We start from the raw sequence: 22,313 nt of genomic DNA, 5'->3' as shown, positions 1-22,313 counted from the left end.
CCGGCAGCCATGAAAAAAGGCTCGCCGAGGCGAGCCTTTTTTTGTGCTGCAGTCGCTTATTCGACGCCCTGGCTGGCGAGGTATTCCTCGTAGGTGCCGCGGTAGTCGACGACTTGACCATCGGTCTTGATTTCAATGACGCGCGTGGCGACCGATGACACGAACTCGCGGTCGTGCGAGACGAAGAACAGGGTGCCGTTGAATTCGGCGACACCGTTGTTGAGTGACTCGATGGACTCCATGTCCATGTGGTTGGTCGGTTCGTCGAGCAGCAGCACGTTCTTGCGCTGGAGCATCAGCTTGCCGAACAGCATGCGCCCTTGCTCGCCGCCGGAGATGACCTTGACGGACTTCTTCACGTCATCACCCTTGAACAGCAGGCGGCCCAGCGTGCCGCGGATCAGCGTGACGGCGTCGTCGCCTTCGTAGCCACCTTCGCGCACATAGCCGCTGATCCAGTCGGTGAGGCTTTCGCCACTCGCGAAGTCGGTGGCGTGGTCTTGCGCGTAGTAGCCACGCTTGGCTTTCTCGGCCCACTTGATCGTGCCCTTCTGCGGCGTCAGCTCGCCCATCAGCAGGCGGAGCAATGTGGTCTTGCCGACACCGTTCTCGCCGATGATGGCCACCTTGTCGCCGGCATCAATGGTGAGGGAGAGCTTGTTGAACAGCTTGCGGCTGTCGTCGTAGCCGAAAGTGAGGTCTTCGATCTCGACGGCCTGACGGTGCAGCTTTTCCTTCTCGTCGTAGTCGAAGCGGATCCATGGGTACTGGCGTGACGAGGGCTTGAACTCCTCGATCTTGATCTTCTCGATCTGCTTGGCGCGGCTGGTGGCCTGGCGTGCCTTGGACTTGTTGGCCGAGAAGCGGCGCACGAACTCCTGCAGTTCGGCGACCTTTTCCTTGGCGCGGGCGTTGTCCTTGGCCTGTTGTTCGCGAGCCTGCTGGGCGGCTTCCATGTAGTCGTCCCAGTTGCCCGGCCAGATCTGGATGCGACCGTAGTCCAGGTCGGCCATGTGGGTGCAGACCTGGTTCAGGAAGTGACGGTCGTGGCTGATGATGATCATCGTGCTGTCGCGCCCGTTAAGCACATTCTCCAGCCAGCGGATGGTGTTGATGTCGAGGTTGTTGGTCGGCTCGTCGAGCAGCAGGATGTCCGGGTTCGAGAACAGTGCCTGGCACAGCAGCACGCGCAGCTTCCAGCCCGGCGCGACTTCGCTCATCGGGCCGGTGTGTTGTTCGGTGGGAATCCCCACGCCCAGCAGCAGTTCCCCGGCACGTGCTTCAGCGGTGTAACCGTCGTACTCGGCGAACTTGCCTTCGAGTTCGGCCGCATGCATGTAGTCTTCTTCGGTCGCTTCGGGGTTCGCGTAGATCGCGTCTTTCTCCTGCATGGCCGCCCACATCTCGGCGTGACCCTGCATCACCACGTCGATGACGCGCTGTTCTTCGTAGGCGAACTGGTCCTGACGCAGGAAGGCCATGCGCTCGCCTGAGTCGAGCGCGACGTTGCCGGCGGACGGCTCCAGCACGCCCGCGAGGATCTTCATGAAGGTCGATTTGCCGGCGCCGTTGGCGCCGATCAGGCCGTAGCGATTGCCGTCGCCAAACTTGACCGAGACGTTTTCAAACAGGGGCTTGGCCCCGAACTGCATGGTGATGTTGTTGGCGATTAGCACGGCGAAATCCTTGATGCAGACGGCAGGAGAAGCCGTCTCGAAGCGAAGCGCGGGATTGTACCGTGCCGGGGTGACGGTCCCAAGCGTCAGGGCTCAGGCGTCCGGGGCTGCGTCTGCACCCCAGCGCGCCATCAGGCGGTGCGGGACTTTGAGCTGGTCGAGGATGCGCGCCACCACGAAGTCCACGAGATCGTCGACCGATTGCGGGTGGTGATAGAAGCCCGGGTTGGGCGGCAAGATCACGACGCCCATGCGGGACAGGCGCAGCATGTTTTCGAGGTGCAGGGTCGAAAACGGAGTCTCACGTGGCACGAGGATCAGCTTGCGACCCTCCTTGAGGCACACATCGGCGGCGCGTTCGATGAGATTCGACGACAGTCCGGCGGCCACGGAGGCCAACGTACCCATGGTGCAGGGGCAGATCACCATTGCGTCCGGCGGGTTGGAGCCAGAGGCCAGTGGTGCGAACCACTCTTCGCGGCCGTAGACCTGCAACTGCCCCGGGTGCGCGCCGAAGCGCTCGCTGAGCCAGGCCTGCGTCTCATTCGGGCGAGAGGGCAGGGCAAGGTCTAGCTCCTGCCGCGCCACGATTTGCGCGACCTGCGAATACAGTAGCTGTACCCGGCAACCTGCGGCGAGCAGACAGTCGATCAATCGCAGGCCGTAGGGCATGCCCGAGGCGCCTGTCAGGGCCACGGCGATGTTTCCGGTCACACTTGGTGTGGGTGTCGTCATCCTGTGGATGCTACCTGAGAGGGCCCGGCACGGAGATCGGAACGTTCCTTGTCGGCTGGTTTCCGACAAGGTGATTGGCAATTTTCGCAATTTTGATCAGGCCGCCCTTTCGAATCCACTGCCAGAGTGCACGCCCAAATACCTGTCGGTCCGCCCTCTGGAACGTTATTGCGGCGCAGCAAAATGTGTTGTAAGACAAATACTTACGATTTACGCCGCAAAGTTTGAAACGCCCTTGTTAGGTGTTTTTTCCTATGGCACCATGCCGCCACAATGGAGTCGCAAAAGAACGATTCTTGTCAGATTTATTGTTGTACCGGTAACAGGGCCTCGCAGCCGTCGACGGTGGCAGTACCGTCCAAGAAACCAAATCAAGGAGTGGAGATCATGCAGTTTTCTCAAAGCATCAAGGGTGCGGGCCTCAGCGTGTTGCTGACCGTGTTGGTTGCCGCGTGCGGTGGCGGTAGTGGTGGTGGTGATAGCGCTCCCGCTGCTGGTGCTTCTTCGAGCAGTAGCTCGAAGGCTTCGTCGGCGGCTTCTTCTGTAACGTCGTCGACCAGTTCGTCGGTGGCTTCGTCATCGTCCAGCTCGGTGGCAAGCTCTTCCAGCAGCTCCGCGGCTTCTTCGTCCAGCTCGGTCGCCTCGTCGTCCAGCTCGGTCGCTTCGTCGTCCAGCTCGGTCGCTTCGTCGAGCAGCTCGGTCGCTTCTTCGTCCAGCTCGGTCGCTTCCTCGAGCAGCTCAGTAGCCTCTTCGTCGAGTTCATCGAGCAGTGCAGCCTCGGTAACGAAGACTACCTGGACGCCCAGCTACACCAATTTTGCCGCCCAGAATCTTCTTGGCTCGTGCTCAAGCGGCAACTATGCATTCGCGAGTTTGGGCTCAGGTACGGTTGATGGAGTGACTTACTACACGTCATCTACAACCGCGCTCCGCTTCTACGATGCATCCAGCTGTTCCAATACAGGGCCTTTTGCCATCAACTTCAACGGTTCTGCGTTCCCGACGGCAACGGCTTCCACGGCTTGGGCTGCAGGCAATGTCATCGACCTGTCGACGATGACCCGCTACGTTCAGGTGCCCTACACGTCAGCCGCGACCACAAGCCCGTCGCTTACGGTGACTTTCACCAACAGCGGCACGACGGCTGGCACCACCACGACGCAACAGATCGTGATTACCAACGGTAGCGGCAAGGTGCTGGCAGTTGCTTTGGCAGGTGTCGGGTCGACTCAAACGACGATTACCGCGACCGACACCGTGACTGCGGGCAGTTCCGGGTCTTTCTACGTCCTCTTCACCCGCGTGAGTGATACGACGGGCGGTCTTCGCGTCTGGCAAACCGAACTGACCAAGTAAAGCCTGCTGGTTAGCAAGCCGACCAGAAGCCCCGTCCCCGGACGGGGCTTCTGCTTTCCGGGCCTCGGGCGACGATTGGCTTGTTGGCGGATTTGATAAATAGGTAGAATTAGAAGGTTTTGTGGTGCCGTACTCCAAACGGCATGGCAAGTCCCGGAGCGGCGCAAAGCCGCCTGGCAAATAACGACACAGGAGTAGGACATGCTGGAAGAGAACAAACTGCGGCTTGCCGCACTGGGTAGCTTTTTGCTGTCTGCAGCACTGCTGACAGCTTGTGGTGGCGGCGGCGGGGGTGGCGGCAGTACCGCTGGAGGTGCTGCCACGACGAGCAGCAGCAGTTCTTCGTCGGTTGCAAGCGTTTCGAGCTCGTCTGTTGCATCTTCTTCGACCAGCTCAAGCGGATCCGGTGCGTCTGCGAGCTCTGCCTGCAGTGTCTATTTCTGCGAAACCTTTGATACGGCTACCGACAGCACCCTGCTGACCGCCAGCTATCGCGCGCTGGCGACCAACGGCAGCCTGCCCATGTTCATCAACCAGGGTGGCACGGTGACGGTCAGCAGCGGCGCTGTGGTTCTGGACGGTACGCGCTTGTCGATTGGTGCATTGGGTAGCACTGCTACGACGAGCAGCACGACTCCGGGCGGCGAGCTGGATCTCAGCAAGCCCTACAAGATCAGCATCGACATTGGCGCCATCACCGGTACGACCACCAAGGCTTTCCAGGTCTTCGTGGACAACAACACCACCAGCTCCAGCGCCTCACCCCGTGGTTCGGACTCCAAGATCTACAGTTCGACGCTGTCGCTGCTGACTGCGAACACGACCATCACCATTTCGGATTCGATTGGCACCAGTGCTTCGTTCATCACGCTGCGTACCGAATCGGGCGCGCAGGTTGCTGTCAATGCCATCCGCATCGAGTACACCGGTGCCGCAGCGTCCAGCTCTTCGACGGCAAGCAGCACTTCCTCGGCAAGCAGCAGTGCCGTGTCTTCGGCAAGTTCGTCATCGGTGAGCTCGTCGTCGGCGAGTTCGTCATCCAGCTCCGCTGCCGCCAACTCTTCGACGAGTTCGGCGCCGGCAGGTTCGGGCACGATCGCTGTTGCGGCAACGCAATCGACCATGGCGGGCGGCTTCGCCCAGCCGGCAGCAGGCGGCTTGCCCTTGTTTGACGCCAGCGGCAAGATCGTTGGCAGCACGCTGGCTGGTGCGCGCGTCAAGTACGCAAGCAGCTTTGCAGACATGAATACGATCATCGCTGCGGCACGCGTCAACGATGCCGGCACCAAGGTGACGGCTGGCGCCTACCCGCTGCTGATTGTGTATAGCGGTAACGAAGACACCCTGATCAATCAGATCGTGAAGGATCACACCAAAGATGCTTCCGGGAACTGCCCGGTGGCCCACTGGAACGACACCTATCGCGAAGTGCCGCTGAAGGACTACACCGCCGGTATCACCATCATTGGTACCGATGGCTCGTCCGCGAACTTCGGCATCACGATCGTCAACTCCGGCAACGTGATTGTGCGCAACATGAAGATCGGTGCACTGGGCGGGGCGAACAACGATGCCGACATGTTCCGCATCGACAACTCGTCGAATGTATGGCTCGACCACAACGAACTTTTCGCTGTGAACAACGAGTGCAATGGGTCGCCTGACGGTGACCTGACCTTCGAGTCGGCGATCGACATCAAGAAAAACGCGCAGAACATCACCGTGTCCTACAACTACATCCATGACAGCAAGAAGGTCGGTCTGGATGGTCATACCCAGAGTGGCGGAACGTCGGATTACCAGCGCACCATTACCTACCACCACAACTATTACAAGAACGTGAATGCGCGTCTGCCGTTGCAGCGCTGGGGCTGGATCCACGTCTACAACAACCTGTACGACGGCATCACCAGCTCGGGTATCAACGTGCGTGCCAGCGGTCTTGCCAAGATCGAGAACAACTGGTTCCAGAACGCGCTGAACCCGATCACCTGCCGCTACGACACGAATGGTTGTGGTCGCTGGTATCTGCTGGGCAATAACGCCACCAGCGCGGCAGACAATGCCACCTACAGCATCACGTGGGATGACCCGGGCACGGGCGGCGTCAATGCTTCGGACTGGACGAGTACTGCCACTTCGGCAGACATCACTTCGCTGGCGAGCAAGATCACCTATGCCTACACGGCAGCGACAGCGCAGTGCGTGAAGAACAATCTGGCCTCGGTGGCAGGCGTAGGTAAGGGCTTCGCAGCACTTAGCTGCCCCTGATCGGCAAGCGACGCAGGAAAAGGCCGCCCTCGGGCGGCCTTTTTTTATTCAGCCTCAGCCTGGCCGATGCTGGGTCCCGTTGCGCAAACCGTGGTGGCGGGTGTGGAAGTCGATCCACACCACGTCGGCCTGCTCGGTAGGCGGTGGCAGGTGGTCGCGTTCCAGGCGGGCGGCGAGGAACAGCCGGCCCATCATGGTCTGGCGCCAGGCTTCACCATCGTAGAGGTGGTAGAAGCGGGTTTTCTCCAGTTGTGCGTTGGCCACCAGGTGAATGGCTTCGCGCGGCGCGAGCGCCACGACGGAGGCGAGTGTCAGGCGCTGGCTGACTTCGGTGTCCAGCGCTTCGTAGAAGGCTTCGGTCTGCGTCTCGCTGAGCGAATGGTAGTAGTTGAACCATTCTTCCTTGCGCACGAGCAGGTTGTCCGTTTCGGGCTTGGTGAGCCAATAGAGGTTCCAGGCCTGGGTGTCGCCTTGATCCTGCATGATGCGGAAGACGCAGCGTTGCGCGCCCGGAATGGCGTAGTACTCCGGCGTCAGCGGTGCATACATCGGAATGCCGTTCCACAGGACCATGATCGTCAGCCTCTTGAATGCAGCGAAATACGCTGCTCATGGGGGTTATATCGACGGTTCGGTGATGCCCTTGAGTCGTCGTGCGGCTGAAGCCCTTGTCAGAAAGTGGCTGATGCCGCGCGCTCCTCTCTGGGCCAAGCCTTGCGCCAGGGGGCAAGGGAAACTTAGTGGGCAGGCGGGTGTTTTGCTGGTCAGGCCACCCGAATGGCCACGCACAATGTTCCTGAGTCGCTGTTGCCCGGCGTCGCGATCAGGTCTGATCCGGGCGCGACGGGTACCTGATCAAGGCTGCAGGCTGGTTGGCGGGCGGTGTGCTGCTGCAGTTGCCGCAGCTGTCGTGGCAGCTGCCACAGCTGTTGCCGGAAGGCGGGTTGCGGCGGGACAGGCGGGGGGCGAACTGGCGCGCCAGTTGCCAGGCCGCAAGCAGCACGACCAGGCCGACCAGCAGCGGCTCGATGAAGCTGTAGAGGCTTGCCGCACTCATGTCAGCCAGCGGCCAAGCAGGTTGGCGAACCAGGCGGCCAGCCAGGCGAGACCGAACAGGTAGGCAGTGGCCGCGCCGACGACACGCCATGAGCCCGTCTCGCGGCGCATCACTGCGAGCGTCGACAGGCATTGCGGGGCGTAGATGTACCAGGCCATGAGGGCCAGACCGGTGCCCAGCGACCATTGCGCGCCCAGCAGGGGCAGCAGGGCGGCGCTGGCGGCGTCCTGCCCGCCTTCGATGGCGTACACGGTGGCCAGACCACTGACGGCGACTTCGCGTGCGGCGAGGCCGGGGATCAGCGCCACACAGATCTGCCAGTTGAAGCCCAGCGGTGCGAAGAGTGTCTGCATGCTGCGCCCGATGTGGCCGGCGTAGCTGTACTCGACGGCAGTGCCAGCCCAATCGGCAGGCGGTGTCGGGAAGCTGGCGAGGAACCAGATCAACACTGACAGCGCGAGGATGATGCCGCCTACGCGCTTGATGAAGATGCTGGCTCGCTCATACAGGCCGATGGCGATATTGCGCGGGTTGGGCAGGCGCCACGAGGGGAGTTCCAGCAGCAGCGCCGCGCCATGCTGTTCGCGGCGCACGAGCTTGACGACCAGCGCGACCAGCAAGGCGCTGAGTATGCCAGCGAGGTACAGGCCGAACAGCACCAGGCCCTGAAGGTTCAGCACGCCCAGCACACTGCGCTCGGGCACGAAGGCGCCGATCAGCAGGGCATAGACAGGCAAGCGCGCCGAGCAGGTCATCAGCGGTGCGACGAGGATGGTGATGAGGCGGTCGCCGGGATGCGGGATGCTGCGCGTGGCCATGATGCCGGGGATCGCGCAGGCGAAGCTCGACAGTAGCGGGATGAAGGCACGGCCCGAGAGGCCTGAGGCGAGCATCACGCGGTCGAGGAGGAAGGCTGCACGGGGCAGGTAGCCCGATTCTTCCAGGCACAGGATGAACAGGAAAAGCAGCAGGATCTGCGGCAGGAAGACCAGCACGCCGCCAGTGCCGGCGATGATCCCGTCTACGAGCAGGCTCTTCAGCATGCCCGCGGGCAGATTGGTGCCGAGCTGGGCGCCAAGCCAGGCGACGCCGGCCTCAATACCGTCCTGGAACGGCCCTGCCCAGCTGAATACCGCCTGGAAGACGAGAAACATGACGGCAGCGAGGATGACCGGGCCGACTACAGGGTGCAGGGCCCAGCGATCCAGTGCGTCGTCGATCAGTGCTGTGCGGCGCGGCACGCTGACGGCGGCGTTCAACAGGGCTGTGACGCGCGCGTGCAGGTCGACGTCGGTCTCCGGAGCACGAGGAGCAGCGGGGAGTGCAGCGTCGAGTGCGGCGCAGAGTGCATCCGCACCACCCTTGTCGACGGCGACGGTTTCGATGACGGGCAGGTCCAGCTCACGCGCCAGGACTTCACGGTCGATGACGATGCCGCGCCGACGGGCAGCGTCCATCATGTTGAGTGCCACGATCATGGGGCGGCCAAGGCGGCTCAGCTCCAGTACGAAGCGCAGGTGCAATCGCAGATTAGTCGCGTCGACCACCGCGACGATCAGATCCGGCTGAGCCGTGTCGTTGCGCGCGCCCAGCACCACGTCGCGGGTCACCGCTTCATCAGGGCTGGTGGCGTTGAGGCTGTAGGCGCCGGGCAGGTCAAGAACACTGACTTCGCGCCCCGAGGGCAGGGTGAAGCGGCCCTCCTTGCGCTCTACCGTCACGCCGGCGTAGTTGGCGACTTTCTGGCGCGCGCCCGTCAGGCGGTTGAACAGGGCGGTCTTGCCGCAATTGGGATTGCCCAGCAGTGCGAGCCGCAAGGGGGCTGCGGCGCTCATGCCGCAAGCGGGCTGACGCGTACGCGGGCCGCTTCGGCGCGGCGCAGGGCAAAGCGTGTGAAGCCGATTTGTACAGCCAGAGTGGCGTGCTCACCTCGACCGAACAGGCGACCGATCAGGCTGGGCGAGGTGGCTAGCACGCTGACCGCTTCACCCGGGACGAAACCCAGTTCGCGCAGGCGTGCAGCAATGGGATCGCGAGAGGGCTCGGAATCGGGCAGGGCTTCGACCGATTCAACGATGGCGGAACGTCCGCGTGGCAGCATCGAGAGATTCATGGCGCTGAGCATAAACGAGAATTGTTCTTGTTTATATACCCGAGCGAGAAGTCCCGCAAGTTGCCCGGCGTCAACGTCGGCTCGGGTTTCAGACCCGGAAGCGGTTCATCGATGACTGCATGCTGTTGGCGACCCCCGCCAACCCGTGGGCGGCCGAACTGGTGGATCCCGTACTGGCGCTGATTTCTTCGGCGTGCACGGCGATCTGTTCGACCTTGGTGGCGACGTCGGTCGATGCCATCGACTGTTCGCGCAGGCCGGTGGCGATTTCGGCAACCAGCTCGGCGACGTTGCGGGCGATGTCACGCAGCTCTTCCACAGAGGCGCCGGCCGTGTTGGCGAGCGCCACGCCCTGATCGACAGAGCTGACGCCGTTCTGTATCTCGGTCACTGCGTCGCGCGTCGAGACCTGGATGGTGTTGATCATCTGGCTGATCTCGGCCGTGGATTGCGAGGTGCGTTCGGCGAGCTTGCGCACTTCGTCGGCCACCACTGCGAAACCACGGCCTTGCTCGCCGGCGCGTGCGGCTTCGATGGCCGCGTTGAGGGCCAGCAAGTTGGTCTGGTCGGCAATCTCGCGGATCACAACGATGATGTTGGAGATGCGTGCTGACTGACCCTCCAACTCGCCAATGCGCGCGGCTGCTGCACTGACGACCTGGGCCAGGCGCTGGATTTCGTTGACCACGCTATGGATGGTCTGCGCGCCTTCGCCGGCCTTGCGGTCTGCTTCTGCGGCGAGATTGCTGGCGTCGGTGGTGTTGTCCGACACATGCGTGATCGACACCGTCAGTTCCTCGATGTTGGCCGCAATGGCCGAGGCAGCCGCGCTCTGCGCCTGGCTGCTCTGCTCCATGAGGCGCACGTTGTCGCTGAGCTGGCGCGATGCCGCGGCCACCTCGTCGGACTGCTTGCGGGTCTCGGCGACCGAGCTACGCAAAGCATCGCGCATGTGGCGCATGGCATCCGTGAGTTTCCCGATTTCGTCGCTGCTCCCGGGTGGGATGTCGGTGCTCAGGTCGCCATCGGCAATGCGGCGCGTCAGGCTGACGGCGGAATTCAGTCTTGCCGACACCTTGTTCGCAAACCACAGCGAGAAGGCTATGGCCACCACGGTGGACAGCAAAAGCGCCACCCAGGCCCCGGTGTTGGCCGTCTTGCCGGCCGAGCGGGCGGAATCTGCGCGCTTGGCCGCCTCGTCCTGCTTGTATTTCTCCATGGCGTCCGTTGCGTCGCGCACGGCGTTGGCAAGCTTGACCCAGTCGGATTTCTGCAAGGCCACGGCTTGTTCCCGATTACCCGCCTGGACCAGTGCAACGGCCTTATCTACGGCCTCTCGGTAGGCCACCGCTGCGCTGCGGACCTCTTCCAGCAGCTTGCGATCCTTGTCATCGTCGACGAGTTGCTCTTGCACACCGAGTTCCTGTTGCAGCTTGCTGTCGAGGTCTTGCAACGAGGTGGCGAGCTTGCCGCGATCAGCGTCGGACTCGGCGAGCATGAATTCCAGGCTGCGCACGCGGTAGCGCAAGCGCAGTTGCGAAATGGCAGAGGCAGAACGCAGTGACTGGACGGAGTTTCCGGCCAGGTCCTCAGCGACCTTGTTGATGTGACTGATCTGGTATGCGCAGAACAGCAGGGAGAAGACGAGCACCCCGCTGCAGATCACGAAGTTGAGGCCGAGCTTGCCTCGGAATGTCAGTTGGTCGAACCACATGGTGCCACCTCTCTGTTCTGGTAAACGGTACGGGTCGTCGGGGCGCTCATTGCGTGAATGTGTATCGGCACCTTTTCCATGCAACTTGAATTTCTAGTATGTCTTTGAAGTAGTTCTTGACTCCGGACCGATACTGACAATAATGACTGACCAGTTAGTCATTAACGAATTGCTCATGTCCGGATTCCTTCTTCCCTGGCTGCATTTCCTTGCCATTGGCGCCCTCGCGATGGTGCTGTTCGGCGAGTGGGTCACGCTGCGCGGCCGCATCGAAGGTCCGCGTCTGGCCGTCCTGTTGCGGATGGACTTTGCCTACATGCTGCTGGCTGGCCTCGTACTGGCTACGGGGGCGGCGCGCGCCATGCTGGGTGACAAGCCCGGGGCCTATTACGTCGGCAATCCCGTGTTCCATGCCAAGCTGGGTCTGTTCGTGCTCATCGGCCTGATCTCCATCGTGCCGACCCTGAGCTTCTTTCGCTGGCGCAAGGCCGGTGGCGCAGACGAGGTGGCGGTGGCGCAAACGCGCCGCTGGGTGACGGCCGAGTTGCTGTTGCTGCCGCTGCTGCCCCTGTGCGGTGCCGTGCTGGCGAGGGGCTGGTAATGGCGACGGACAAACCCGGCGTGCGCCAGCGCCGCAAGGATGCGCGACCGGCCGAAATGGTCGAGGCGGCGCTCGACGTGTTCGCCGAGCGGGGTTTTGCGGCGACGCGGCTGGAAGAGATTGCTGATCGCGTCGGCGTTTCGAAAGGCACGTTGTATCTCTACTTCGAGAGCAAGGAAGCCCTCTTCAAGGCCGTAGTGGAAGGTGGCTTCGTGCCCGCGCTGGCCGAGGGGGAAGCCTTGCTGGAAGCCGGCAAGGAAGACCCGGAGCGGCTGTTGCGAGAGTTGTTGCGCGGCTGGTGGGATCTGGTCGGCAACACGCGTCTGGCGGGCATCGCCAAGCTGATGATCGCCGAGTCAAGCAACTTCCCCGAACTGACCGAGCACTACCGCCAGAACGTCATCGAGCGCGGCCATCGTTTGATGGTGGCGGTGCTGGAGCTGGGCATGGCGCGCGGCGTGTTCCGCCAGCAATCGGCCGAGTTGCTTTGCCACGTGGCCTTTGCGCCGATGTTGATGGCCAGCCTGTGGCGCCAGTCCTTCGGCATGTGCTGCAAGGAAGACATGAATTACGACGACTACATCGCCCTGCATCTGGACATGTTGATGCACGGCTTGCTGCAGGAGAAAACGCAATGAAGTTCTGGTGGATAGTGGGCGGCGCAGTCGCGCTGGTGGCGTGCAGCAAGCAGGAGGTGCCTGCACCACAGGCGCGGCCGGTGATCGTGCAGATCATCGATGCTGGCGGTGCGCAGCAGGCGGCGCTGTATTCGGGCGAGGTGCGTGCGCGGCAGGAGGGCGATCTCGCCTTCCGCATTGGCGGCAAGATCGTCGAGCGCCGCATCAGTGCGGGCCAGAGTGTGCGCAAAGGCCAGGTGCTGGCACGTCTTGACGCGCAGGATGTCGGCTTGTCGGCGCAGGCTGCAGCCTCTGCGGTGAAGGCGGCCGAAGCAGATGCGGCGCTGGCGCGGGCCGAGCTGGAGCGGGCTGAAGGCCTGTTCGCACAACGCTTCATCAGCCAGAGCGCGCTGGACACGCGGCGCAGCCAGTACCAGGCGACGCAGGCGCGACTGCAGCAGGCGAAAGATCAGGCTGCCGTCTCGGGCAACCAGGTGCGCTATGCCGAGCTGGTGGCAGATCGCGATGGCGTCGTGACCGCGATGAACGTTGAAGTGGGGCAGGTCGTCGCCGCGGGGCAGGCCGTGTTGCGGCTGGCTGATCCGGCAAGTCGCGAGGCGCTCATCTGGGTGCCGGAGTCGCGCGTGGCGGCGCTGCGCATCGGTGACGATGCCCTCGTGCGGCCCTGGAATGCGCAGGACGTCACCCTGCCCGGCAAGGTGCGCGAGATCGCGGGCGCGGCCGACAGCAGCACGCGGACTTTTGCCGTGCGCGTGGCGGTGAGCGGTGCCGACGAGCGCATGCCGCTGGGCTCCACGGTAGCTGTGGGCTTTCTCAAGGATGGCAAGTCGGCAGGCGCCAATGCGCCCGTGCGCCTGCCGCTGGCCGCAGTGGTGCAGCGCGAAGGGCAGGCCAGTGTGTGGATTGTCGGCAAGGACAATACGCCGCAGCCACGTGCCGTCGAGGTGGCCGCTTTCCGCGACCACGAGGCGTTGATCCGCAAGGGGCTGGCGCCGGGCGATCGCGTGGTTGTGGTCGGCGCGCATGTGCTCAAGGAAGGAATGGCTGTGAAGCCTGTCGAGCAGAGTGCGCCGGTGGCGCTGGATGTGTTGCGCTGAGGCGGCAGGCTCATGAAGCTGACTAACACGGACGCCACGTCCTTCAATCTCTCGGAATGGGGCCTGCGTCACCCGCAGCTGGTGCTGTTCTTCATGCTGGTGCTGACCCTCATCGGGCTGGCGGCCTACACGAAGCTGGGGCAGAGCGAGGACCCGCCCTTCACCTTCAAGGTCATGGTGGTGCGCACCAACTGGCCGGGGGCTTCGGCGCGCGAGGTCGAGCAGCAGGTGACCGACCGCATCGAAGCCAAGCTGCGCGAGAGTGCCGACATCGACATCCTGTCGAGCTATTCGCGGCCCGGCGAGTCGCTGGTCATCGTGCAGGCGCACGACTATCTGCCCTCGGGCAAGATGCCCGAGATCTGGTACCAGGTGCGCAAGAAGATCGGCGACATCCGCGCGCAGATGCCGACCGGTGTGAACGGGCCGTACTTCAACGACGAGTTCGGTGACACCTACGGCAACATCTTCGCGCTGGTCGGTGACGGCCTCAGCTACGCCGAGCTCAAGCGCCATGCCGACGCGATCCGTGCCGAGCTGGTGCGCCTCAAGGACGTCGGCAAGGTCAGCTTCTTCGGCGAGCAGGAAGAGCGCGTCTTTGTCGAGTTCTCGGCGGCGCGGCTGGCCAATGCGGGGGTTGATCCGCGCGTGCTGGCTCAGCAGATAGGCGAGCAGAATGCCAAGCTCGGCAGCGGCTATTTCGAGTTGCATGATGAGCGCATCTATTTGCGCCCGGTGGGCGAGTACGACGACCTCGACGATCTGCGCAATCTGCCCATTCGCGTTGCGGGCCGCACCATCCGCTTGCGTGATCTTGCCGAGGTAAAGCGTGGCTATGCCGACCCGCCGCGCGACAAGATGCGCTTCATGGGCCACGAGGCACTGGGCATAGGCGTGGCGATGCGCGACGGTGGCGACATCATTGCGCTGGGTCAGCAGCTCGACGCCGTCACGGCGCGTATCGGCGAGCAGCTGCCGGTAGGTGTGCGCCTGGAGCGCGTGGCCGATCAGCCGCGTGCAGTGCGCGCCTCGGTGAGTGACTTCGTGCATTCGCTGGCCGAGGCCGTGATCATCGTGCTGGCGGTGAGCCTGCTTTCCCTGGGATTGAGAACCGGCATCGTGGTGGCGATCTCGATTCCCGTGGTGCTGGCAATTACCTTTCTGCTGATGCATGTGTTCGGCATCGGTCTGCACAAGATCTCGCTGGGCGCGCTGATCCTCGCTCTGGGCCTGTTGGTCGACGACGCCATCATTGCCGTTGAAATGATGGCGACCAAGATCGAGCAGGGCTGGGCGCGCACCAAGGCGGCGAGCTTCGCCTACACCTCGACCGCGATGCCCATGCTGTCGGGCACGCTGGTGACGGCCGCCGGCTTTCTGCCGATTGCCACGGCCGCGTCGTCGACGGGCGAATACACGCGCTCGATCTTCCAGGTCACGGTGATTGCGCTGCTGGTGTCATGGGTTGCTGCGGTGCTGTTTGTGCCCTTCATCGGTTATTACCTGTTGCCCGAGCATGGCGGGCATGCGCCGAAGGCGTCGCTGTTCACGCGTTTGCTGCGCAAGCTCAAGAGGCGCCGCTCTCCCGAGACCGTAGAGGGGGAGAGGGCCGGTTCGCATTCAGAGCCGGCTTCTCCCCGGAACCCTCTCCCCCAACCCCTCTCCCGCGAGCGGGAGAGGGTAGTCGTGGATGAGCATGACATCTACGCGTCCGGCTTCTACGCCGCTTTCCGCAAGATGGTGGAGTTCTGCGTGGCACGGCGCTGGTGGGTGATTGCCGCAACCGTGGTGACTTTCATCGTGTCGATGTGGGGCTTCGGCCTGGTGCCGCAGCAATTCTTCCCGGATTCCACGCGTCCCGAGCTGCTGGTCGATCTCAAGCTGGCGCAAGGCTCGTCCTATCAGGCGGTAGAGCGTGCCGTGGTCCGATTCGAAGCGGAACTGGCCAAGCAGCCTGGCATCGAGAATTACGTCGCCTACGTGGGCAACGGCAGCCCCCGCTTCTACCTGCCGCTGGACCAGAAGCTGCCGCAGGCCAACTTTGCGCAGTTCGTCATCCTCACCAAGGGGCAGGCTGAGCGCGAGGCGTTGCGCAGCCATCTGATCAAGCTGTTCGCGAACGACTACGCCGAGCTGCGCGCGTCGATCAACCGGCTGGAGAACGGCCCGCCCGTGGGCTTTCCGGTGCAGTACCGCGTCAGCGGGCCTGACCACAAGGAGATCCAGCGCATCGCCAGCGAAGTGCAGGCGGCGATGACTGCGCACAAGGAGCTCTCCAACGTGCAGAAGGAGTGGGAGGACGCCTCCAAGGTCGTGCGCCTCAACATCGACACCGAGAAGGCGCGCATGGCGGGCGTGTCGCGGCAGGATCTGCAGAACCTGTTTGCAGGCATCCTCAACGGCGCCAAGGTCAGCGAGTTCCGCGACGGTATCGAGAGCATTTCGGTGGATCTGCGCGCAGAGCGGCGTGATGCCAACCTGACCTGGTTCTACGAGATGACCGTGCCGGTCGGCACCGGGCGCGGCCTGCCGCTGTCGCAGATCGCGACGCTGGAATACGGCTTCGAGCCGGGCATCCTGTGGCGTCGCAACCGCCTGCCGGTGGTGACCGTGAAGGCCAACCTGTACGGCACGATGCAGCCGGCGCAGGTGGTCAAGGAGCTTGCGCCGCAGATGGAGAAGATCCGCGCCGCGCTGCCGCTGGGCTATCACCTCGAAACCGGTGGCGCGGTGGAAGAGAGCGCCAAGGGCGGCAGCTCGGTGGCCGCCGGCGTGCCGCTGTTCCTGCTGGTGGTGCTGACCGTGCTGATGCTGCAGCTGCAGAACTTCTCGCGCGTGGCCATGGTGCTGCTGACGGCGCCGCTGGGCATGGTGGGCGTAACGGCAGCACTGCTGCTGTTCAACAAGCCCTTCGGCTTCGTGGCCATGCTGGGCACCATCGCGCTGTCGGGCATGATCATGCGCAATTCGGTGATCCTCATCGATCAGATCGATCAGGACGAACAGGCGGGCGTGCCGCGCTGGCAGGCCATCGTCGAAGCGACTGTGCGACGCTTCCGCCCCATCATGCTGACGGCTGCGGCGGCGATTCTCGCCATGATTCCGCTGACGCGCAGTGCCTTCTTCGGCCCCATGGCGGTAGCCATCATGGGCGGCCTGACGGTCGCGACGGTGCTGACGCTGTTCTTCCTGCCGGCGCTTTATGCGGCGTGGTATCGGGTGAGGAGGATTGAGGAGTGAGGAGTGCGGATGAATCCGCACCTACGAAGACGGCAGGTGCCGGGGGCGTAGGGCGGGTTTTAACCCGCCACGGTGTCGCCTAAGGGGCAGTGAGGAGCGGAGCGCTTCTCGCCCCTCCCGAAGCCGCAAGGTAGAATCGGCGCAACTCGCCAGCGCCATTTTTCTGAAGGAAACATCATGGATTTCGAACAGGCCCGTTTCAACATGATCGAACAGCAGATCCGCCCCTGGGATGTGCTGGATCAGGATGTGCTCGACGCCCTGCGCCTCGTGCAGCGCGAGCTGTTCGTCGCGCCCGCGCAGCAGGCGCTGGCCTTTGCCGACGTCGAGCTGCCGACGGCTTGCGGGCAATGCCTGCTGCCGCCCAAGATCGAGGCCAAGGCGCTGCAGGCGCTGGCCGTGCGTCCCGGCGACAGCATTCTCGAAGTGGGTGCGGGCAGTGGCCACATGGCTGCCTTGCTTGCAGCGCGTGGTGAGTGGGTGCGCAGCATCGAGATCGAGCCGGAACTGGTGAACCTCGCCGCCGGCAACCTCGCACGCAACGGCGTCGACAACGTGATCGTTGAAGAAGGTGATGGCCTGGCTGGCTGGCCCAGCGGCGCGCCCTACGATGTGATCATGTTGTCGGGCGGCGTGACCGAAGTGCCGGCCGTGCTGATCGAACAACTCAAGACCGGTGGCCGCCTGTTCGCCTTCGTTGGCAGTGCTCCGCTGCAACAGGGTGTGCTGCTGCACAAGCAGGCCGATGGCAGCGTGATGCGCCGCGTGGTTCTCGAAACCCTGGTGACACCCCTGCGCAACTGCGCAGCCCAGGCGTTTGCATTCTGATGGCGGCCGTGACCCCCATCAGCGCCAGCGATCTGGCCAGCTGGCTGCAGGATGCTTCGCGCCCCGCCCCTTTGCTGCTGGATGTGCGGGAGCCGCACGAGTTTGCCTACTGTGCCATTGCGGGTGCGCAATCCATGCCCATGGGCACGGTGCCGGGGCAGGTCGATACGCTGGATGCAGAGCGTGAGATCGTATGCATCTGTCACCACGGCATGCGCAGCATGCAGGTGGCGATGTTCCTGGCCTCGCGTGGTTTCGACAAGCTCTACAACCTCAGCGGCGGCGTCCATGCCTGGGCGCAGCAGGTTGAGCCGCAGATGCCGACTTACTGAGCAGGGACCGATAGCCGTTACAAAATGTCGCTATTTCGCGGGCCGGTGACCGGCGCGGGATCGATAGAATGCCAAGAGCGGGATCGGACACTCTCAATCACCGGAGAACGGGATTCATGAAACGCATTGCGATGGCGGTACTGCTGGCCTGTGGGGGCTTGAGTACGCAGGCTGCCGACTTGCTGGAAATCTATCGTGACGCGCTGGCCAGCGATGCGCAGTTTGCTTCTGCCCGCGCCCAGTACGAAGCCAACCAGGAGAAGGGCCCGCAAGGTCGCGCCGGCATGCTGCCGACAGTCAACCTGACGGGCAACACGAGCTACACCTGGGCCGACACAATTCTCGCCGCGCCGCGCAGCTACAACTACAACACCAACGCCTACCAGGTGCAGCTGGTGCAGCCGATCTTCCGCTGGCAGAACGTCGAAGCCTATCGCCAGGGCAACCTGCAGGTCGATGTGGCTGAGGCGCAGTTCCTTACCGCGCGGAACGATCTGGCCCTGCGCGCGGCGCAGACCTATTTCGACGTGCTCTACGCCGAGGAGGTGTTGAATTCGGTGCAGGCGCTCAAGTCAGCGACTGCCGAGCAACTGCAGCTGGCGAAGAAGAGCTTTGAAGTCGGCACTGTGACGGTGACTGACGTGAACGAGGCTCAGTCCAAGTTCGACCTTGCTGCCGCACAGGAAATCGCCGCTCAGAATGATCTGGACGTGAAGCGACAGGCGCTGAGCCTGCTGTCGGGCAAGCCGCCACAGAGCCTTGCGCGCTTGCGTCCTGGTGTGCAGATTGCGCCGCCGTTGCCCGCCAATATCGATGACTGGGTCAGGTCTGCCGAGAAAAACAATGCCGCGGTTCAGGCATCGACTCTCGCGGTGGAAATCGCCGAGCGCGATGTCACCAAGGCTCGCGCCGGGCACTTGCCTACGCTGGATTTTGTTGCGACCCACGGCAACTCGCATGCTGGCCGCACCGCCAGTGCGGACACTGCCAGCATGTCGCGCAACAACGCCGTCGGACTTCAACTGTCCGTGCCCATTTTTGCGGGTGGCGCAACGCAGTCCAAGGTGCGCGAAGCGCTGGCGCTGAAGACCAAGGCCGAAGCCGATCTGGAGACCCAGCGCCGCGTGGCGACGCAGGCTGCTCGCCAGGCCTATCTGGGCGTGACCAGTGGGATTGCACAGGTGCGCGGTTACGAGGCGGCGGTCGTGTCGAGCACCAGTGCGGTGGCGTCGAACAAGCTGGGTTACGAAGTGGGTGTGCGCATCAACATCGACGTGCTCAACGCGCAAAGCACCTTGGCAGATACGCAGCAGAAGCTGGCCAAGGCGCGTTACGACACGCTGATCAATCAGCTCAAGCTGAAGGCCGCGACGGGCCCGGTGGAGCAGGGCGATATCGAGCAGGTCAACGCGCTGCTGTCGAAGTAAGGGCAGGGCGCGCTGTTGTAGGAGCGACCGTAGGTGCGACTTCAGTCGCACTCCCTACGACGCGAAGGGCCTTGTCCCCCAGCCGCATTCGCGTCGGCCGGTTGAAACCGGCTCTACGCCAACAGGCCTTCGACCATCTGGACGAGGCGCGCGGTAGCGCCACCATGCTGCGCACAGAAGGCTTTGCCGGCAGCGCCCATGGCCTCGCGTGTCGGCTTGTCGGCCAGCCACTGCAGCGCTACATCAAGGGCTTCCGCTACATCCACACAGCGGCGCGCTGCACCTGCCGCAATCGCCAGCTCGGCCGCTTCGGCAAAGTTGAAGCTCGACGGGCCGATCAACACCGGCGTGCCCGCCGCGCAGGACTCGATGAGGTTCTGGCTGCCGAAGGGTAGCCAGCTGCCGCCGATCAGGGCGACATCGGCGAAGGCGAAGTACGCAGCCATCTCTCCCATGCTGTCGCCCAGCCAGACTTCTGTGTCGGGGCTGAGCGCCATGTTGCTGCTGCGCCGTTCAAGTCTCAGGGCGGCACGCGTCACAAGTTCGGCCACATCGTCGAAACGCTGCGGGTGGCGTGGTACGAGGACCAGCAGCGTGTTGTCGCGCAGCTGCGCCTTGAACGCCTCGACGATCAGGGCTTCTTCGCCTTCGCGCGTGCTGGCGGCCAGCAGAATCGGCCGGCCAAGGGTCAGCGCGCTGAAATGCACTGCCAGCGCGGCGGCCGTGTCCGGAATCGCGACGTCGTACTTGATGTTGCCGCTCACCACGACCTGGTGGCCGCCCAGTGCGCGGATGCGTTCGGCGTCGGCTTCGCTCTGGGCCGCAACGATGTTGAAGCTGCCGAAAGCCGCATGGGCCAGCTTGCCCAGCCGGCCGTAGCCACGTGCGGAGCGTGCAGAAAGGCGCGCGTTGGCGAGCAGCAGGGGCACGCCGAGGGCGCGTGCGCAGAGCAGCAGATTGGGCCACACCTCGGTTTCCATGACGATGCCGCAGACCGGCCGCACCGTTTGCAGAAAGCGCCGCTGCAGCCAGGGCAGGTCGTAGGGCAGCCAGCTCTGGCGCACGCGGTCGAGCTTGCCGAAGAGCGCCTGGCCGGTCTCGCGGCCGGTGGGGGTCATGCAGGTGAGCAGTACCTCGTGCTCGGGAAAAGCGGCCAGCAGCGCCTTGACGAGGGGCTCGGCGGCACGCGTTTCGCCGACTGATACGGCGTGCAGCCAGATCGTCGGCCGTGTGCCGGCGGCAATCTTGCCGAAGCGTTCTGACCAGTGTTGCAGGTAGCCCGGCTGCCTGCGCGCACGCCAGGCCAATCGTCCGACCACCAGCGGCATGCCCAGCAGCCACAGCAAGGTGTAGAGGGTGCGCATCACGGCAGCCAGGCCTGCAGGCGCTGCATGACGTCGTCGGGCGAGGGGATGAGGCCGATGCCGCCGAGGTTCAGGGCGCTGGGCCCGCCATGCACACCCGTCAGCGCCGGGTCGGTCGATACGGCAATCGCCGCGACCGGCACATCCAGCGCGGCGGCGAGGTGAGTCAATCCGGTGTCTACGCCCACCACGCAGCGCGCGGCTTGCATGACCGAGGCCAGTTCGGTAAGGCTGCTGGGCGGCGCCACGCTGGCAGCCGGCATCTGGGCGGCGAGCCGCTCGGCGCGTTCCCGCTCCCGGGCATTGCCGGCCGGCAGCACGCAATGCAGGCCGCGCGCGTGCAGCAGCTCGCTCAAGGCCACCCAGTGCGCCTCGGGCCACAGCTTGTCGTCGCGGCTGGTGGCGGTCAGCAGCACGGCCAGCGGGCCGCCGGGGAGCCACTCCGGCAGGGTGGTGGGGGCTTGCAGGCCGTAGCGCAGGGGCTGGTCGGGGGGGTATTCGCAGGCGGCGGCGGCCAGCCAGCGGTTGCGTTCAACGGCGTGGGCCGTCCGCGGGATGTCATAGCGGCAGTCGTAGGCCAGCGCGGCCAGCGGTTCGCGCGCCACGTGGCGGGTATAACCGCAGCGCAGGCCGTCGGCGAGGCGCGTCAGAACTGCACTCTTGACGAGGCCCTGGGTGTCGATCACGAAGTCGTAGCAGTTGGCCTGCAGGGCCCGACGAGCTGCGGCCATCTCTTGCCAGGTATTGCGGCTGCCCAGCGACTTGCGCCAGCGCCGGATGGCGACCGGGATGACCTGGCGGACGCCAGGGTGCAGGCGGGGGATTTCCGCAAAGCTCTCTTCCACCACCCAGTCGATGATGAGCTTGGGCCACAGGCGCCGCAGGTCACTGACCACGGGCAGGTTGTGGATGACATCGCCCATGGACGAGGTTTTGACCAGCAGGACGGAGCGCATGGGTTCCGGGAGGCTTAGCGTAGAATGGCGGACCCCGGATTATATCGCTGCCCGGCAACGCGCCTCCCGCCCCGCTCTCTGCGCTGCCTGCCATAGCCCATCGATGGTCGACCAACCCACCACCCGCCAGACGCCTCTGTCCGCCGTGCTCATCACGCTCAATTGCGTGGACAGCCTGCGTGCGACCCTCGAATCCCTGCAGTTCTGCAGCGAGATCGTGGTGGTCGATTCGGGCAGCACGGATGGCACGCGCGAGCTGGCCGAGTCGATGGGAGCCCGCGTGCTCGTCGAGAGCTGGCGCGGCTTCGGCCCTCAAAAGCAGTTTGCCATTGACCAGGCCAGCCACGACTGGGTGCTGTGTGTCGATTCCGACGAGATCGTGTCGGACAAGCTACGCGAAAACCTGCTTGCCGAATTGCGCGCGCCGGCCTACAAGGCCTATGAATTCCCGCGCTGCAATCGCTTCATGGGGCGCTACCTCAAGCACGGCGAAGGCTATCCGGATCTGTCTTTGCGGCTGTTTAATCGCAAGCATGCGCGCTGGTCCGACGATGCCGTACACGAGAAAGTGATCACACTGGATGTCGTGGGACAGCTCACGGGCGACCTGCTGCACCATTCGGAAGAGAGCATCGAGAGCTACCTTGCCAAGCAGAATCGCTACACCACGTTGGGGGCGCAGGCGATGCTTGCCGAAGGAGTCGAAGTGTCGCTGAGCAAGCTGCTGCTGAGCCCGGCGTTCCGGTTCTTCAAGTTCTATGTGCTGCGAGGTGGCTGGCGGGATGGCTTGCCCGGGCTCGTGCACATCATGATCGGTTGCTTCAACAGCTTTGCCAAGTACGCCAAGCACTTAGAGCTGGCGCGACGGGGCGATGTGTCGAACAGATAAAATACTGCCCCGCGGCGGC

19 protein-coding genes are annotated in these 22,313 nt (G+C 63.8%); 10 read left to right on the top strand and 9 right to left on the bottom strand.

What is annotated here, in order from left to right; translation table 11 throughout:
• Positions 1-56: 56 nt before the first annotated feature.
• Both ABEA02_RS08540 and ABEA02_RS08535 read right to left on the bottom strand, forming a co-directional pair.
• Positions 57-1,676, bottom strand: a complete 1,620-nt coding sequence (locus ABEA02_RS08540) for an ABC-F family ATPase (RefSeq protein ID WP_345532478.1) — start codon at positions 1,674-1,676, stop codon at positions 57-59.
• 93 nt (positions 1,677-1,769) lie between these two features.
• Positions 1,770-2,411, bottom strand: a complete 642-nt coding sequence (locus ABEA02_RS08535; RefSeq protein WP_345532477.1) for a flavin prenyltransferase UbiX — start codon at positions 2,409-2,411, stop codon at positions 1,770-1,772.
• 387 nt (positions 2,412-2,798) lie between these two features.
• On the opposite strand from ABEA02_RS08535, the gene ABEA02_RS08530 reads away from it, so the two are divergent.
• On the top strand, positions 2,799-3,767 hold the full coding sequence (locus ABEA02_RS08530) for a hypothetical protein (RefSeq protein WP_345532476.1): 969 nt from the start codon (positions 2,799-2,801) through the stop codon (positions 3,765-3,767).
• Positions 3,768-3,968: 201 nt separating this feature from the next.
• Complete coding sequence (locus tag ABEA02_RS08525; RefSeq protein ID WP_345532475.1) at positions 3,969-6,038, top strand: pectate lyase family protein; 2,070 nt, start codon at positions 3,969-3,971, stop codon at positions 6,036-6,038.
• A 54-nt stretch (positions 6,039-6,092) separates the two neighbouring features.
• Here the strand turns inward: ABEA02_RS08525 and ABEA02_RS08520 are convergent, their stop codons facing one another.
• The 5 genes from ABEA02_RS08520 to ABEA02_RS08500 all read right to left on the bottom strand — a co-directional run bounded on the left by ABEA02_RS08520 (position 6,093) and on the right by ABEA02_RS08500 (position 10,922).
• Complete coding sequence (locus ABEA02_RS08520) at positions 6,093-6,611, bottom strand: hypothetical protein (RefSeq protein ID WP_345532474.1); 519 nt, start codon at positions 6,609-6,611, stop codon at positions 6,093-6,095.
• A 250-nt stretch (positions 6,612-6,861) separates the two neighbouring features.
• Positions 6,862-7,095 carry a hypothetical protein gene (locus ABEA02_RS08515; RefSeq protein ID WP_345532473.1) on the bottom strand — a complete coding sequence of 78 codons (234 nt, stop codon included), beginning with the start codon at positions 7,093-7,095 and terminating at the stop codon, positions 6,862-6,864.
• On the bottom strand, positions 7,092-8,930 hold the full coding sequence (feoB, locus tag ABEA02_RS08510; RefSeq protein WP_345532472.1) for a ferrous iron transporter B: 1,839 nt from the start codon (positions 8,928-8,930) through the stop codon (positions 7,092-7,094). Before feoB ends, ABEA02_RS08515 begins: the two co-directional genes overlap by 4 nt.
• Positions 8,927-9,208 carry a FeoA family protein gene (locus tag ABEA02_RS08505; protein ID WP_345532471.1) on the bottom strand — a complete coding sequence of 94 codons (282 nt, stop codon included), beginning with the start codon at positions 9,206-9,208 and terminating at the stop codon, positions 8,927-8,929. The genes feoB and ABEA02_RS08505 overlap by 4 nt, the downstream gene beginning before the upstream one ends.
• A gap of 88 nt (positions 9,209-9,296) precedes the next feature.
• The gene (locus tag ABEA02_RS08500; protein WP_345532470.1) at positions 9,297-10,922 is read right to left on the bottom strand and encodes a methyl-accepting chemotaxis protein; all 1,626 of its coding nucleotides are present in this window, start codon (positions 10,920-10,922) and stop codon (positions 9,297-9,299) included.
• A gap of 175 nt (positions 10,923-11,097) precedes the next feature.
• Between ABEA02_RS08500 and ABEA02_RS08495 the strand changes: the two genes are divergently transcribed.
• The 7 genes from ABEA02_RS08495 to ABEA02_RS08465 all read left to right on the top strand — a co-directional run bounded on the left by ABEA02_RS08495 (position 11,098) and on the right by ABEA02_RS08465 (position 19,085).
• Positions 11,098-11,523 carry a DUF2214 family protein gene (locus tag ABEA02_RS08495; RefSeq protein ID WP_345532469.1) on the top strand — a complete coding sequence of 142 codons (426 nt, stop codon included), beginning with the start codon at positions 11,098-11,100 and terminating at the stop codon, positions 11,521-11,523.
• A complete protein-coding gene (locus ABEA02_RS08490) occupies positions 11,523-12,161 on the top strand; it encodes a TetR/AcrR family transcriptional regulator (protein WP_345532468.1) in 639 nt (212 codons plus the stop codon). Before ABEA02_RS08495 ends, ABEA02_RS08490 begins: the two co-directional genes overlap by 1 nt.
• Positions 12,158-13,258, top strand: coding sequence for an efflux RND transporter periplasmic adaptor subunit (locus ABEA02_RS08485; RefSeq protein WP_345532466.1), 1,101 nt, complete (start codon positions 12,158-12,160; stop codon positions 13,256-13,258). The genes ABEA02_RS08490 and ABEA02_RS08485 overlap by 4 nt, the downstream gene beginning before the upstream one ends.
• A 12-nt stretch (positions 13,259-13,270) precedes the next feature.
• Complete coding sequence (locus ABEA02_RS08480; protein ID WP_345532465.1) at positions 13,271-16,498, top strand: efflux RND transporter permease subunit; 3,228 nt, start codon at positions 13,271-13,273, stop codon at positions 16,496-16,498.
• 177 nt (positions 16,499-16,675) lie between these two features.
• A complete protein-coding gene (locus tag ABEA02_RS08475; protein ID WP_345532464.1) occupies positions 16,676-17,326 on the top strand; it encodes a protein-L-isoaspartate O-methyltransferase family protein in 651 nt (216 codons plus the stop codon).
• Positions 17,326-17,658: a rhodanese-like domain-containing protein gene (locus ABEA02_RS08470; protein ID WP_345532463.1), complete on the top strand. Its 333-nt coding sequence runs from the start codon at positions 17,326-17,328 to the stop codon at positions 17,656-17,658. The genes ABEA02_RS08475 and ABEA02_RS08470 overlap by 1 nt, the downstream gene beginning before the upstream one ends.
• Before the next feature lie 116 nt (positions 17,659-17,774).
• The gene (locus ABEA02_RS08465) at positions 17,775-19,085 is read left to right on the top strand and encodes a TolC family outer membrane protein (RefSeq protein WP_345532462.1); all 1,311 of its coding nucleotides are present in this window, start codon (positions 17,775-17,777) and stop codon (positions 19,083-19,085) included.
• 113 nt (positions 19,086-19,198) lie between these two features.
• On the opposite strand, the gene waaA is transcribed toward ABEA02_RS08465, so the two are convergent.
• Together waaA and waaC are read right to left on the bottom strand one after the other, a co-directional pair.
• Positions 19,199-20,449 carry a lipid IV(A) 3-deoxy-D-manno-octulosonic acid transferase gene (waaA, locus tag ABEA02_RS08460; protein ID WP_345532461.1) on the bottom strand — a complete coding sequence of 417 codons (1,251 nt, stop codon included), beginning with the start codon at positions 20,447-20,449 and terminating at the stop codon, positions 19,199-19,201.
• On the bottom strand, positions 20,449-21,405 hold the full coding sequence (gene waaC / locus ABEA02_RS08455) for a lipopolysaccharide heptosyltransferase I (RefSeq protein ID WP_345532460.1): 957 nt from the start codon (positions 21,403-21,405) through the stop codon (positions 20,449-20,451). Before waaC ends, waaA begins: the two co-directional genes overlap by 1 nt.
• Positions 21,406-21,508: 103 nt before the next feature.
• Between waaC and ABEA02_RS08450 the strand changes: the two genes are divergently transcribed.
• On the top strand, positions 21,509-22,294 hold the full coding sequence (locus ABEA02_RS08450; RefSeq protein ID WP_345532459.1) for a glycosyltransferase family 2 protein: 786 nt from the start codon (positions 21,509-21,511) through the stop codon (positions 22,292-22,294).
• Positions 22,295-22,313: the final 19 nt, after the last annotated feature.

It is taken from the genome of Viridibacterium curvum (assembly GCF_039544165.1).
GTDB lineage: Bacteria > Pseudomonadota > Gammaproteobacteria > Burkholderiales > Rhodocyclaceae > Viridibacterium > Viridibacterium curvum.
This window is presented reverse-complemented; position numbering and strand designations above follow the sequence as displayed.

Bases quoted from the DNA above. Each gene is read 5' to 3' on its own strand.
- ABEA02_RS08535 (WP_345532477.1), bottom strand. From the start codon at position 2,411: ATGACGACACCCACACCAAGTGTGACCGGAAACATCGCCGTGGCCCTG.
- ABEA02_RS08530 (WP_345532476.1), top strand. From the start codon at position 2,799: ATGCAGTTTTCTCAAAGCATCAAGGGTGCGGGCCTCAGCGTGTTGCTG.
- ABEA02_RS08525 (WP_345532475.1), top strand. From the start codon at position 3,969: ATGCTGGAAGAGAACAAACTGCGGCTTGCCGCACTGGGTAGCTTTTTG.
- ABEA02_RS08520 (WP_345532474.1), bottom strand. From the start codon at position 6,611: ATGGTCCTGTGGAACGGCATTCCGATGTATGCACCGCTGACGCCGGAG.
- ABEA02_RS08515 (WP_345532473.1), bottom strand. From the start codon at position 7,095: ATGAGTGCGGCAAGCCTCTACAGCTTCATCGAGCCGCTGCTGGTCGGC.
- feoB (WP_345532472.1), bottom strand. From the start codon at position 8,930: ATGAGCGCCGCAGCCCCCTTGCGGCTCGCACTGCTGGGCAATCCCAAT.
- ABEA02_RS08505 (WP_345532471.1), bottom strand. From the start codon at position 9,208: ATGAATCTCTCGATGCTGCCACGCGGACGTTCCGCCATCGTTGAATCG.
- ABEA02_RS08500 (WP_345532470.1), bottom strand. From the start codon at position 10,922: ATGTGGTTCGACCAACTGACATTCCGAGGCAAGCTCGGCCTCAACTTC.
- ABEA02_RS08495 (WP_345532469.1), top strand. From the start codon at position 11,098: ATGTCCGGATTCCTTCTTCCCTGGCTGCATTTCCTTGCCATTGGCGCC.
- ABEA02_RS08490 (WP_345532468.1), top strand. From the start codon at position 11,523: ATGGCGACGGACAAACCCGGCGTGCGCCAGCGCCGCAAGGATGCGCGA.
- ABEA02_RS08485 (WP_345532466.1), top strand. From the start codon at position 12,158: ATGAAGTTCTGGTGGATAGTGGGCGGCGCAGTCGCGCTGGTGGCGTGC.
- ABEA02_RS08480 (WP_345532465.1), top strand. From the start codon at position 13,271: ATGAAGCTGACTAACACGGACGCCACGTCCTTCAATCTCTCGGAATGG.
- ABEA02_RS08475 (WP_345532464.1), top strand. From the start codon at position 16,676: ATGGATTTCGAACAGGCCCGTTTCAACATGATCGAACAGCAGATCCGC.
- ABEA02_RS08470 (WP_345532463.1), top strand. From the start codon at position 17,326: ATGGCGGCCGTGACCCCCATCAGCGCCAGCGATCTGGCCAGCTGGCTG.
- ABEA02_RS08465 (WP_345532462.1), top strand. From the start codon at position 17,775: ATGAAACGCATTGCGATGGCGGTACTGCTGGCCTGTGGGGGCTTGAGT.
- waaA (WP_345532461.1), bottom strand. From the start codon at position 20,449: ATGCGCACCCTCTACACCTTGCTGTGGCTGCTGGGCATGCCGCTGGTG.
- waaC (WP_345532460.1), bottom strand. From the start codon at position 21,405: ATGCGCTCCGTCCTGCTGGTCAAAACCTCGTCCATGGGCGATGTCATC.
- ABEA02_RS08450 (WP_345532459.1), top strand. From the start codon at position 21,509: ATGGTCGACCAACCCACCACCCGCCAGACGCCTCTGTCCGCCGTGCTC.